Source organism: Streptomyces sp. NPDC018833, from assembly GCF_044390825.1.
Classification (GTDB): domain Bacteria; phylum Actinomycetota; class Actinomycetes; order Streptomycetales; family Streptomycetaceae; genus Streptomyces.
The window spans coordinates 338,116-350,142 of record NZ_JBIRZM010000002.1; the positions used below are offsets into that span (position 1 = coordinate 338,116).

Sequence of the window (12,027 nt, forward strand, 5' to 3'; positions counted from 1 at the left end):
GGACGACGAGATGGCCCTCGACCGGCACGACGACCCTGTACTGCTGCGCCCCGAGGGCCGCGCCGCGTACATCACGCTCAACCGCCCGCGCGCGATCAACGCCTTGACCCACCCCATGGTCCGCACGATCGACGCCGCACTCGCCGCCTGGGAGCGGGACGACTCCATCGAGGCCGTGGTCCTCTCGGGGGTCGGCGAACGGGGGCTGTGCGCGGGCGGTGACATCCGCGCCATCCACGACGACGCGCGCACCGGCGTCCGGGCCTCCATCGGCTTCTGGCGCGACGAGTACCGGCTCAACGCCCGTATCGCCCGCTTCCCCAAGCCGTACGTGGCGCTCATGGACGGCATCGTCATGGGCGGCGGCGTCGGGCTGTCCGCCCACGGCAGTGTCCGCGTCGTCACCGAGCGCTCCAGGATCGCGATGCCGGAGACCGGCATCGGTTTCGTCCCGGACGTGGGCGGCACGCATCTGCTGGGACGGGCGCCGGGTGAACTGGGCACGCATCTGGCCGTCACCGGCGAGGCCGTCGGCGCGGGCGACGCACTGCTCCTCGGGCTCGCCGACCACTTCGTCCCGTCCGCCCGGCTCGCGGAGTTCGCCGCAGCCGTCGCGTCCGAGGGCGTGACCGCTGCGGTACGGCGCTGCGCGGAGCCCGCGCCGGAGGGTCGGCTCGCTGACGCACGCGGATGGATCGACCACTGCTATGCCGCGGACTCGGTGGAGGACATCGTCGAACGGCTGCTCGCGTGCGGCAAGAGCGAGGCGAAGCAGACCGCCGAGACGATCCTCGCGCGCTCCCCGCGGTCGGTGAAGGTGACGGTCGAGTCGATCCGCAGGGCGCGGGTGCTGGGCGCACTGGAGCCCGTGCTGGAGCAGGAGTTCCGCGTCTCGTGCGCGGCCCTGTCCTCGCCCGACCTGATCGAGGGGATCCGGGCGCAGGTCATCGACAAGGACCGCCGTCCGCGCTGGTCCCCGGCGCACCTGGCCGAGGTGACGCGCTCGGAGGTGGAGCGTCACTTCGCCCCGCCCGGTGTGCCCGGTCTGGGACTCGTCGGCTGACGGGCCTGAATCCACCGAGCTCCGGCCGATGGGGCCGCGAGCACTCATCCGGTGCGCCGATGCCGTCTGCCGACCGGGATCAGCCAGGCGGATGAATGACCCGTTGCGGGGCGGCGCGGTACTACCGAATGCCCATCGGGGCTGGATAGGCACACCGTATGACCGCACTCCCCATCCGTCACCGTGCCGCCGCCCTCGCGCTGGCCGCCGTGACGCTGCTGCCCGCATCCGTGGCGGCAGACGCCCCCGTGGCGGCCGACAGCGGCGCCCTCACTGCTCAGACAACCCCGGACCGTGAGGCAGTGCGGCTGCTGACACGGCCGCCCTTTCCGCCCACCGATCTCAGTCTGCTGAGCACGGGGGCCTACCCTGATGGCCCTTTGATGGAGCCCGCGCCGCCCCGCGAGATCAGCGTCCGGGAGCTGACCGAGCAGCTCACGGTGACGCTCAGGCCTCGCGGCCGCCACGCGCTCGAAGAAGGGCTGGCTGTCTTCCGCAGCCCGCAGATCACCGCCGTGGTGCCGGACGCCGGCCTGCGCGCCGCCCTCGCCTCGCTGACGGGCAGCCCCGGGCAGGGCAGCATCCGAGCGATCCGCCAAGGTATCTTCTCGCGCGTCGTCTTCGGCATCACGCCGCGTCCGGAGGCGATTGCCATGGTCCTGTCCGGGCCGCCCACTGACCCACGGCCATTCATCGTGTTCAACCAGCGGTACCGCTACGAGGACTTCCGGCTGCTGGGGGACGTCTTCTCGCACGAGACCCTCCACCGGGCCGACGCGAACAACGACAACGAAGAAGCCATCAACGAGGCCCTGAACATCGCCTATTACGGGCAGTTGCTTCTCCAGCTGCCACGGCTGGCAACCAGCCGAACGGAATTGGCCCGAAGACTGAACACAAGGCTGATGGCGCTGCTGAACACACGGGACGCCCGCGGCCGTCAGCGACTGACCCACTCAACAGGCAACGTGCTGCCCGGCGCAGCCATCACGCTACCCAGCCTCGCCGCCCTGCAACTCGGGATCACCCCGGTTGGCCGGACCGCGACCGATCCCACCAGAACGCCGGGAAACGCGAACCTGGACTTCTACCTCGGCGCCATCACCCGCACCCGGCAAACAAGGGCCGACTTCGGCACCGCCACCGTCCAGTTCCTCGACCGCCGTCAGGCCTGGGCCTCTCCGGGAGAACGCCTCCGCCTCGCCCGGCTGCTCGAGCTCCGGCTCCCTCACCGTCCCAGGGAGCCCTATGGCTCGGCACAACCGTCAGTACAGCGGGCGCAGCGAGTGGACGGAGCATCGGGATCGATGGACTCCCTGTACGCGCCGATGCAATGGCGCCCGCTGCTGCGTCCGGAGAGGCGCACTGATCATGTGCCGTACATCGGCACCTACCAACAGCCGGAGCACGTGGCAGTCAAGTCGCTCCAACGGCACTGAACAACAGAGCCCTGAGCCGCTCCCGGGGCGGGCTGACGTGCGAGGGGCCCGGGCTGCCCCCTGGTAGTGAAGGTGTCAGCACACGTCAAGAGAAAATCGCGTGTACCTGGTCGACCGCTTCGGGCCCATAGCCAACCGCGCCCACGGGGACCGCGCCGTCGATCGCCTCGATGACACGCCCGGCCCATACTGGTCCGAACCCCCCGCACAGTTCAATCAGTTGCACGCCCTCGCCCACCAGGCGGCGCGCGGCCTCGATGCTCTCCTCGGGCTTCTCCACCCCGACGAACACACTGCGGCACGTACCCGTGTCCACGACGCTGACATCGCCACCTGCCGCGCTGCCGTCCGCCGTGTAGATGAATCCCCAGTGCGTGAGCGCCATGCGTATCGACCTCCTGTGATCGTCAGAGCCACCAGCCAAGCAGAGCCAGGGCTGGAATGGCCTGGAACGGAGATGATTCGTGAGTGATCCGCGCCGCACTCCCGATCCCGCACCGTCCGAGCACAACAACGCGGACCACACTCGCATGACCCGTCGGACAAGCCCTGGTAAGGCAACGATGTTGCCGTGACGGTGGGTCAGTTGCCGGTGGTACAGCCAGTCCCTCTCGGAGGGCGCACGGCCGCTGGGCTCGCGGGTGGCGATGAGCTGCTTCTCCAGTTCCCGGATGGTGAACTGCGGGGTGGTGCCGCGCCGGCGGCGCTTGGGGACACGCACCGACGTACACCAGGCCGAGATCGGTGAGCGGGAATGGTGGCCAAGGGGCTTGTCCAGCCAGCCCGCTGAGGCGACTGGGGCGGGCGTGCCTCGGCGCGGCACACCCGCCCCCCGGCCGCCCGGCCCGCCTGCCAGGGGCGAGCAGGACGGGCCGCTGGGCAACGGCCCACCCCCGGCCACCACGTGAACGCGACTCCCGCCCTCTTACGCCGCGTCCCTGTGGCGGGACTCCGATGGGGTCGTCACCGCGATCGACAGCGAGCGCGTCGTGCCGTTCACCGTCACGGCCAGTGTGAAGCTGCCCGGGCGCAGGCCTGTGATCCGGCCCGTCGACGGGTCGAGCGACGCCGCGTGCCGGGGGCCCGCGTCGTGCGCGCTGCCGATGTGGAGGTTCGGCGAGCCCGACCAGTCCACGCTCACCGGCCATGCCGCCGGTACGCGGCGGGCTCCCTGCAGGACCGTCGCCCGCGCCTCGCCCGTTTCTCCGGGCTGCAGCACAGTGGGCGCGTCCAGTTGCACCGCGTCGGTGTGGGCCCGGGTCTGGACCGAGACCCAGTCGGGGCGCGGGCCCCACGGGGCCCGGCGGCCCGCCGCCTGCTCGGCGGGGGAGACCTCGTCGACACCGACCATGGACCAGCCGGTGAAGCCGCCCTCGCCCGCCGGGCCTGCCGGCGCCTTCCCGGAGTTGCCGTTGACGAGGTAGGGGACGCCGTCCACGTGCGCGGCGTGGAAGACCCCGACGTGGCTGCCGATCAGTCCGGCGCCCTTGCCCGTCATGCGCCGGAACGCGGCGAGCCAGTCCTCGACCAGCGCGGCCTCCTTGCGGTCGCCGAGCTGGCTCCCCTTCTGAACGGTCGGGTCCCGCGGCGGCACATGCTCGATGACCATCACGGAGTCCACGGCCGGGTCGTCGGCGGCGGCGTCGAGCTGGGCGCGCAGCGCCTTGATCTGGGCGAGGCCACCGCCGCGCAGGCTCAGACTGGAGGTGTCGAGCGTGACAAAGCGCGTGCCGCGGTGGTCGAACACCCGGTGCGCTGGACCGAATTCGGCCACGAAGTCGTCGATCCTCCCGCCCATCACCTCGTGGTTGCCCGGCACGTAGTACCAGGGCAGCGCGTCCCCGAGTTCCTCGGTCAGCACGCGCCGGGCGAAGGCCAGGTCGGCCGGGGAACCCTCGTCCACGAGGTCGCCGTTGACGACCAGGAAGTCGGGGCGTGCGGCCCTGATCTCCCTGAGGGTCCGGCGCGCCTGCGCCACGATGGGGCTGTCGGGAGCACGGGCGACGAACTGCGCGTCCGACATGACGGCGAAGCGCCAGTCGCGTGCGCCGGTCACGGCGGCTGTGTCGACGAGCGGGTCGGTGACACGCGGCGGATCGGGCAGGTCGACGGTCGGCGGTACGTGGGCGTCGAGTCCGTCGATGACGATCCGCCCGGTGTACTGCCGGTTCGCGGCCGTCTCGGCGAGATAGAAGCGGTACACGGACAGCGGTGTGGCCGCGCCCGGTGGCAGGGCGAGGGTGACCTGCCGCCAGCCGGTCCAGGTGACGTAGGGCCCGCGCAGCAAGTGGTCCGATCCGGCGGCGTCCTTGAGGTGCAGGGTGGGCCATGCGCCGTTGCCGTCGCCCTTGATCCAGAGCGTGAAGGCCCTTGGCTGTCCGGGGACGGCGATCGGCTGCGGCGGGGCGGCGTAGGCGGCGCGGGTCGCGGTCGACCGGGTGAAGTCGTAGCTGATCTCCAGCCCGGTCCCGGTGTGCCCGTCGGGTGTCGGGGCGAGCGAGCCGCCCGCGCGGGCGTGGCTGAACTTCCACTGCGCTGCGTCGTCGAAGGCGCTGACCGCCTGCTGGGCGAGGCCCACGCTCACCGCCAGCACGGTGGTCACGCCGCCGACGGTCACGGTGATCCGCCCGGCGGTGTCGCCGCCGGCGCGGGAGCTGACGGTGAAGGATCCGTCGGCGCCGGGGCGGACGGTGAACCGTTCATCGTCGTAGTCGAGTCGCACGTCGTCCGGTTCGACGGGAGCGGTGTTGCCCTGGGCGTCGTAGCCCACGATGCCGAATGTGCCGGTGGCGGAGCTGTCGGCGAGTCCGACCCGCCGGACGGTCGACTCGATGCGGGCCAGGTCGTCGAGCACGGTCAGGCGGATGCTGCCGTGGATTCCGGCGCGTTCGGCACGGATCTCGGTGGTGCCGCTGTCGCGGGCGTGGAAGACGCCGTCGGCGTCGACGCGGCCGACGGACGTCTTGCGGGAGAGCCAGTGCGGACGGCCCGCGGCCGGTCCGTAGGTCTCGTCGTACCCGGCGGCGGTCAGTCGGCGGGTCAGGCCGGGGAACACCCGCTCGGGGTGACCGCCCTTGACGGGGTCGGCGGTGGGGGCGCCGGCCGCGGGCATCGCGGTCTCGACCCAGTAGCCGCGCAGCCTGCCGCTGCCGTCGGGGGCGGTGAGGGCGAGTCCGTTGGGGACGTCGCGTTCGCTGCCGTCGGAGGGGCTGTTCTCCACCTGGAGGGTGTCGCTGCCGGGTTCCCGGGCGACGAGGGTGGAGGAGCCGCCGCCGTCGAGGTTGAGGGCGTTGTGTGCGCCGGCCTTCTGCATCATCAGGCCGAGTTCGGTGAGGGTGACGCCGCCGCTGTCGGCCTGCCGCCCGTCGACGGTGACGATGTGCATCTCCCGGCCGTCCTCGGAGAAGCCGACGGCGGTGCGGGGCGCGGTGGCGTTGTTGCCCGTGCCGTCGTGGTTCTGCGGTACGCCGTCGACGACGAGCAGTTCGCGCCCGCCGACGGCGGTGCGGGGCACCGGCCCGCCGTCGGTGCGGGGCCGGTACGCGGCGGACACCGGGTCTCCCGGCCGCAGGGCCGAGAGCACGGCGGCGCCGGCCTCACGGCCGACGAGGACGGTGGTGTCCTCGCCGATGGAGCCGCTGCCAGGCCAGTCGTGGACGGCGACGACCCTGCCGTCGCGTACGACGGCTTCGGCGACGGGGGCCGCGTTGTCGACGGTGAGCGCCCGGTCGGCCTCGCCCCAGGCCGCGGTGTACGCGCCGATGCCGCCGGCGGGCACGTTGGCGGCGTTGTAGGCGCCGAGCGGGTGCGTACCGCCAGGCACGGTCAGGGCGCCGTCGAAGTAGAGCTGGAGAACTCGTCCCGCGCTGCCGGGGCCGATGCCGACGGCCCGGTGGGCGCCCGGTGCGGGTGAGTGGGTGAGCCTGCCGTCGCGGATGCCGGCGCCTTGGGGGGCGCCGGTCTGGTTGATGTCGAAGAAGTCGGCGTTGATGGCGGCGACCGTGCGCCTGCCCTTGCCGGGGTCGTGACGTGCGGCGAGGTCGGAGACGCTGTGGCGGTCGGCGACCTTGCCGGAGGAGAGATAGTCGGCCTGGACGCCGCCGCCGAGGTCGACGGAGAGTTCGTCGACGCGGAGCCATTTCGCGGCCTCCAGCCGGTCGTAGGAGGTGAGTTGGACGCCGGGCGCGACGGGACGCCTGCTGCGGGCGGTCTCGATGCCGTTCTCGTCGATGACCGCGGTCTGTGCTCCGCCGGAGTCACCGGCGGGCGGCGGCGCGATGGGCCGCAGTGTCTCGGCGGTCTCGCGGGGCGGCGGGGCGGGTGGGGAATCGGCGGTGGCGGGGACGGTCGCCCCGGCCACCAGTGCGGACAGCGTCGCGAAAAGCACGACGGTGTGTCTTGCTCTGCCAAGGCCCACAACTTCTCCCGGAGTGAGGCTGGTTGAGCTCGTAGTAAGCGCTGTCGGCGGACAGCATCGCGGCGCGGGGGCGTGCGCACCAGGGTGTGTCGGGCAACACAAGGGAGAACGGCGGCCTACGCGATCGTTGAGGAGGTGGCGGCGGAGCGATCGCTTCGCCCGGCATCTGTGCCCGGCCGTGTACATCGATGGGCACGTCACCACGCGATGGTGCACGAGGCGTCGCGCCGGTTGGGAAGGCAGGGGTCCGGGGTCCGGACGGGGGCCAGGGATCCGAGGTCCGGACAGGGAGCAGGGTCGGTCCGGGGTCCGGGGTCCGGACAGGGACCAGGGATCCGGACGGGGGCCGGACGGTTGCGCGTGGAGCATCGGCTGGTACGCGTCCACCCCGAGTCACGCCGAACGCGGCATGCTCACAGGCGAGTCAGCGCTGCGTGGGCGGGCGACGGTAGGAAGAGCCGCATGGTCGAGGGCGCGCGCTCGGACGCGCCTCGACAACGCCCCGGAGAGCGAAAAAGGGGCTGCCAGGCCGTTGCCGGCCCGGCAGCCCCTCGGTCGCGGTGCGTCAGTCCTGGCTGCCGCGGCGCCTGCGCGCCGCCCAGGTGATGCCGCCGCCGGCCGCGATGACCAGGGCAGCCGCACCCGCGATGAGCGGGGTCGAGCTGGACGAGCCGGTCTCGGCCAGGCCCGGCGCGGAGGTGCTCGGCGCTGGGGTGGCGGGCGCGGAGGTGCTCGGCGTCTCGCTGGGTGTGGGGGACGCGGTGCTGGGCGTAGGCGTGGGGGTGGGCGTAGGCGTGGGGGACTCCTCCTCGCACACAGGCGCCGTCTTGGTCTCGTCCCGCCCGAACTGGTCTCCGTCGCTGGCCGTGATGACGAGACGGACCGCGATCTCCTTGTCGTGCTCCGGGAGCTTCAGCGTCCGGCTGAAGTCGTTGGTGAACGTCTCCGTCGGCAGCAGCTCCTTGCCGTCGGCCGTGACGGTCACGCTGTTCCGGGCGTTGTGGCCGTAGTTGGTCAGTACGAGGCTGACCTCGTCACAGGTCACCGTCCACGTGGGGGTGTGGGCGACGGCGGGTGCGGCGGAGAGTCCGACCGCGAGCGCACCGACCGCGGCGGCGGCTATGAGAGCCCCGGAACGCCACCGCGTTCTGTTGATTTCTGTCACTGGTTCCTCCATGTATGACACGCCACCACTGCTGGCGTGCGCGCACAGTACCGCCATGGAGTGATGAAGCCGTATCCGCCTCGGGGCCTGTCGGCGACGGCGGCTGAATTCGCGTCAGTGCTCCGGACGTCCTTCCGGACCTTTCGTCGGGTGTTCCTTGGGGCGTTCCTTCGCACGGGTCCAGACGGGCAGGACGAACCAGCACACGACGAACCACGCCACCATCACGCCGACCAGCCAGGCGGCATGCGCGTCGTCGACCACGACGCGCAGGATGAGCAGCAGCGCCGATCCCATCGTGCACAGCAGGAGCACCAGTCCCAGCATGGTCAGCCGGGAGGCCCACGCGACCGTCTGCGGCTTGAGGCGTCTGCCCGTCAGCATCCGGTGGAAGGAGACCGGGCCGACGAGGACGCCGGTGGTCGCGGCGCCCAGCAGGACGGTCACGGTGTAGATGGTGCGGTCGGTGCCGGAGAGCTCCGTGAAGCGTGGCTGAAAGGCGACGGTCAGCAGGAAGCCGAAGAGGATCTGTACACCGGTCTGCGCGACGCGCAACTCCTGGAGCAGATCACCGAATCGGCGGTCCGCCCGCTCCTCCTCCGTCTCGTCACGGCCATGCCGGCCGCTTTCCCTGACCTGTTCCATCACGGACTCCCTTCGCCTCGGGAGGTGTGCTCGCCGCACCGTGCGGGCACTTGCCGGATCGGGGGTGGCCGACGGACCGCCCACGAACGCTCACCGACGCAAGCCCGCCAGCCGGCGACCGGCCGGGCCGATTGCCCTGCGGCCGCCGGCGACCCCTTTCCACGGCTCGGCACGCGCCTGGTCGAGTGCGTCGGCGATCGTCCAGCGGCGTGCGGTGAGTGCGGGGTCGTCCAGTTGGTCCCAGCCGATCGGGGTGGCCACCGGAGCGCCGGGTTTCGCCCGCACCGAGTACGGGACCACGGCGGTCTGCGCGTAACCGTTGCGCTGGACGTCGAGATAGAGCCGATCCCCGCGTGCCTTCTTGCGCGCCGCCGTGGTGAGGCGGGCGGGGTCGCGGGCGGCGAGCGTCTCGGCCACGTCCTGGGCGAAGGCCCGGGTCTCGTCGAAGCCGGTGGTGGCGGCGAGCGGCACGATGACATGCAGTCCGCGGGATCCGGTGGTCATCAGCCAGGAGGGCAGCCGCAGCTCGTCGAGGAGTTCGCCGAGCTGGTGGGCGGCCCGGCGTACGGCCGTGAAGTCGTCGCCGGGCGGGTCGAGGTCGAAGACGAGCCGGTCGGGGTTGTCGGCCGCCTTCACCTGGGACTGCCATCGGTGGAAGGTGACGCACGCCTGGTCGACGAGGTACATGAGGGTGGCCGTGGTGTCGCAGACGGTGTGCACCACGGTGCCGCCTTCCTTGGCGACCTCCGCCCTGCCAACCCAGTCCGGGTAGTGGTCCGGTGTGTGTTTCTGCATGAAGCGCGGTCCGCCGGTGCCGTCCGGGTACCGCTCCAGCATCAGTGGTCTGCCGCGCAGTTCGGGGAGCATGTACGGCGCGATCCGGCGGTAGTAGGCGGCGAGGTCCGCCTTGCTGATCCCGTCGTCGGGGAACAGCAGCTTGTCGGGACGTTTGATCTCGACGCTGCGCCCGCCCGCCGCCACACGATGGGGACTCATGGGCTCACCATCGCCTCCGCGACGAGCAGCCGTACGGCGGCGGTGATCGACTCGGCGTCGATGCCCGCCGCGTGCAACTGCTCCGCGGCCGTCGCCGATGCGGGAACACCGCGAACTCCCAGGCGTACGAGCCGGGGCGCGGGGCGTCCGTCGGCGAACGCCTCGGCAACCGCGTCGCCGAGGCCCCCTTCGAGGTGGTGGTCCTCGACGGTGATCAGACAGCCGGTGTCGTCCGCGGCGTTCTGCAGGGTCGCGGTGTCGATGGGTTTGACGCAGTACGCGTCCACGACCCGGACCGGGATGCCTTCCCGTTCGAGTGCACGGGCGGCGGCGAGCGCCTCGTGCACGGTGACTCCGGCGGCGACGACGCAGGCGCGGTCCCGGCCGGAGGAGCGCAGCACCTTGGATCCGCCGATGGGGAAGTCCTCGTCCCGGCCGTAGAGCACGGGCATGTCGGAGCGGGTGGTGCGCAGGTAGCTGACGTTCGGCAGGTCGGCCATGGCGGCGACGAGCCTGGCGGTCTGCGCTGCGTCGCAGGGGTACAGCACGGTGCTGCCGGGCACCGCGCGGAACATCGCCAGGTCCTCCAGTCCCATCTGCGACGGCCCGTCCTCGCCGATGGCGACGCCGGCGTGCGAGCCGACGACGTTGATGGAGGAGCGGCTGACGGCGGCCATGCGGATGAAGTCGTGCGCGCGGGTGAGGAAGGCGGCGAAGGTGGCGGCGAAGGGGACGTAGCCGCGTGCGGACATGCCGACGGCGGCGGCGACGAGCTGCTGTTCGGCGATGTAGCACTGGAAGTAGCGCCCCGGGTGCTCCCTGGCGAACAGTTCCGTGCGGGTGGAGTCGCCGACCTCCGCGTCGAGGGCGACGACGTCGGTGCGCGCGGAGCCGAGGGCGGCGAGCGCCTGCCCGTAGGCGGTGCGGGGGGCGACCTCGTCACCGATCTCGTACACGGGCAGCGTCAGTCCGCCGCCGCGCCGGTGCAATACGCGGACCTCGGGCGGGCGGGCCACCTCGATCCGGACGTCGCGGACGCCGCCGAGTTCCCTGATCGCCTCGTCCGCCTCCGGGAGCGGTTTGCCGTGCCTGCCCTCCTGGTCCTGTACGGAGGCCACGCCGTGTCCTTTGTGGGTCCTGGCGAGCACGGCGGTGGGCCGGCCGGTCGTGGCCTCCGCGTCGGCGAGTGCCGCGTCGATCGCCGTGACGTCGTGGCCGTCGATACGCAGGGTGTGCCAGCCGAACGCCTCCAGCCGGCGTGCGTAGGCGTCGAGGTCCCAGCCCAGCCGGGTGGGGCCGCGCTGTCCGAGGCGGTTGACGTCGACGACGAGAGTCAGGTTGTCGAGCCCTTCGTGCGCGGCGTGCTCGACGGCCTCCCAAACGGAGCCTTCCGCCATCTCGCTGTCGCCGGAGAGGACCCAGACCCGGTACGGGATCTGGTCCAGCCTCTTGCCCGCGAGCGCCATGCCGACGCCCACCGGCAGTCCCTGGCCGAGGGATCCGGTGGCCACGTCGACCCAGGGCAGCCGCGGTGTCGGATGGCCTTCGAGGCGGCTGTCGCGCTTGCGGAACGTGAGCAGCTCATCCTCGTCGATCGCCCCGGCGGCCAGGTAGAGGGCGTACAGCAGGGGTGAGGCGTGGCCCTTGGAGAGCACGAGGCGGTCGTTCCCGGGGTGCTCGGGCCGGGCGAAGTCGTAGCGCAGATGGCGCGCGAGAAGGACGGCGGCGAGGTCGGCCGCGGACATCGAGGACGTGGGGTGCCCGGACCCCGCCGCGTCGGCCGCGCGCACCGCGTCGACGCGCAACTGCTGTCCGAGTTCGGCGAGTTGCTCGGCTTCGGCTGATGGGACTCGCATCTTCTCGCTCCTTGGAGGGGGACACCGCGCACGCGCAGGCGGAGCGCTGTGCGGGTGCCCGCGGGCCCGGCTCCCAAACCGCCGGCCGGGGCTCGCCGCATGGCCGGGAGGGGCGAAAAGGGCAGGTCACTCGTAGGTGCGGTGGTTCGGCTTCTCGTCCACGACGGGTGTCGTCGGGGGTACGACGACGCGGCGGCGCTTGGCGATGCTCGTGAACGTGGCGACGCCGATGAATCCGACGGCCATGAGAATCACCCCGATGACATCGAGGTTGGCGCTCTCCACCTCCCAGTCGGTGGCGAACGTGAGTATTGCTCCGGCGGCGATCAGGATGATGCACCCGCCCAGACCCATGCGACTCACCTCTTCATGTCGGTCTGCTCGGATCGTCCGTTTTCAGGTACCCGACTGCGGTAGGGACATGCCCGCGGATAGGGCACGCCGCC

Annotated in this window: 9 protein-coding genes; 2 read left to right on the top strand and 7 right to left on the bottom strand. The window is 71.8% G+C overall.

The annotated features are described in order from the left end of the window. The first annotated feature begins 10 nt into the window (after window positions 1-10). On the top strand, window positions 11-1,063 hold the full coding sequence (locus ACH5AF_RS05450) for an enoyl-CoA hydratase/isomerase family protein (RefSeq protein ID WP_398900109.1): 1,053 nt from the start codon (window positions 11-13) through the stop codon (window positions 1,061-1,063). Window positions 1,064-1,221: 158 nt separating this feature from the next. Continuing rightward, a complete protein-coding gene (locus ACH5AF_RS05455) occupies window positions 1,222-2,502 on the top strand; it encodes a hypothetical protein (RefSeq protein ID WP_398900110.1) in 1,281 nt (426 codons plus the stop codon). An 85-nt stretch (window positions 2,503-2,587) separates the two neighbouring features. On the opposite strand, the gene ACH5AF_RS05460 is transcribed toward ACH5AF_RS05455, so the two are convergent. The 7 genes from ACH5AF_RS05460 to ACH5AF_RS05490 all read right to left on the bottom strand — a co-directional run bounded on the left by ACH5AF_RS05460 (window position 2,588) and on the right by ACH5AF_RS05490 (window position 11,935). Further along, on the bottom strand, window positions 2,588-2,887 hold the full coding sequence (locus tag ACH5AF_RS05460) for a DUF6506 family protein (RefSeq protein ID WP_398900111.1): 300 nt from the start codon (window positions 2,885-2,887) through the stop codon (window positions 2,588-2,590). Window positions 2,888-3,427: 540 nt separating this feature from the next. After that, window positions 3,428-6,889, bottom strand: coding sequence for a phosphodiester glycosidase family protein (locus ACH5AF_RS05465; RefSeq protein ID WP_398900112.1), 3,462 nt, complete (start codon window positions 6,887-6,889; stop codon window positions 3,428-3,430). A 595-nt stretch (window positions 6,890-7,484) separates the two neighbouring features. Next, window positions 7,485-8,084, bottom strand: a complete 600-nt coding sequence (locus ACH5AF_RS05470; protein WP_398900113.1) for an LAETG motif-containing sortase-dependent surface protein — start codon at window positions 8,082-8,084, stop codon at window positions 7,485-7,487. 114 nt (window positions 8,085-8,198) lie between these two features. Continuing rightward, the gene (locus ACH5AF_RS05475) at window positions 8,199-8,729 is read right to left on the bottom strand and encodes a DUF6328 family protein (RefSeq protein WP_398900114.1); all 531 of its coding nucleotides are present in this window, start codon (window positions 8,727-8,729) and stop codon (window positions 8,199-8,201) included. A gap of 90 nt (window positions 8,730-8,819) precedes the next feature. Then, window positions 8,820-9,725, bottom strand: coding sequence for a non-homologous end-joining DNA ligase (gene ligD / locus ACH5AF_RS05480; RefSeq protein ID WP_398900115.1), 906 nt, complete (start codon window positions 9,723-9,725; stop codon window positions 8,820-8,822). Continuing rightward, the gene (locus tag ACH5AF_RS05485; RefSeq protein WP_398900116.1) at window positions 9,722-11,581 is read right to left on the bottom strand and encodes a transketolase; all 1,860 of its coding nucleotides are present in this window, start codon (window positions 11,579-11,581) and stop codon (window positions 9,722-9,724) included. The genes ligD and ACH5AF_RS05485 overlap by 4 nt, the downstream gene beginning before the upstream one ends. A gap of 126 nt (window positions 11,582-11,707) precedes the next feature. Then, entirely contained in the window at window positions 11,708-11,935 is a 228-nt protein-coding gene (locus ACH5AF_RS05490) for a hypothetical protein (RefSeq protein ID WP_398900117.1), read from the bottom strand. Between the last annotated feature and the right edge of the window lie 92 nt (window positions 11,936-12,027).

Coding starts and splice junctions, on each gene's coding strand:
- ACH5AF_RS05450 (WP_398900109.1), top strand. CDS start 11: ATGGCCCTCGACCGGCACGACGACCCTGTACTGCTGCGCCCCGAGGGC.
- ACH5AF_RS05455 (WP_398900110.1), top strand. CDS start 1,222: ATGACCGCACTCCCCATCCGTCACCGTGCCGCCGCCCTCGCGCTGGCC.
- ACH5AF_RS05460 (WP_398900111.1), bottom strand. CDS start 2,887: ATGGCGCTCACGCACTGGGGATTCATCTACACGGCGGACGGCAGCGCG.
- ACH5AF_RS05475 (WP_398900114.1), bottom strand. CDS start 8,729: ATGGAACAGGTCAGGGAAAGCGGCCGGCATGGCCGTGACGAGACGGAG.
- ligD (WP_398900115.1), bottom strand. CDS start 9,725: ATGAGTCCCCATCGTGTGGCGGCGGGCGGGCGCAGCGTCGAGATCAAA.
- ACH5AF_RS05485 (WP_398900116.1), bottom strand. CDS start 11,581: ATGCGAGTCCCATCAGCCGAAGCCGAGCAACTCGCCGAACTCGGACAG.
- ACH5AF_RS05490 (WP_398900117.1), bottom strand. CDS start 11,935: ATGGGTCTGGGCGGGTGCATCATCCTGATCGCCGCCGGAGCAATACTC.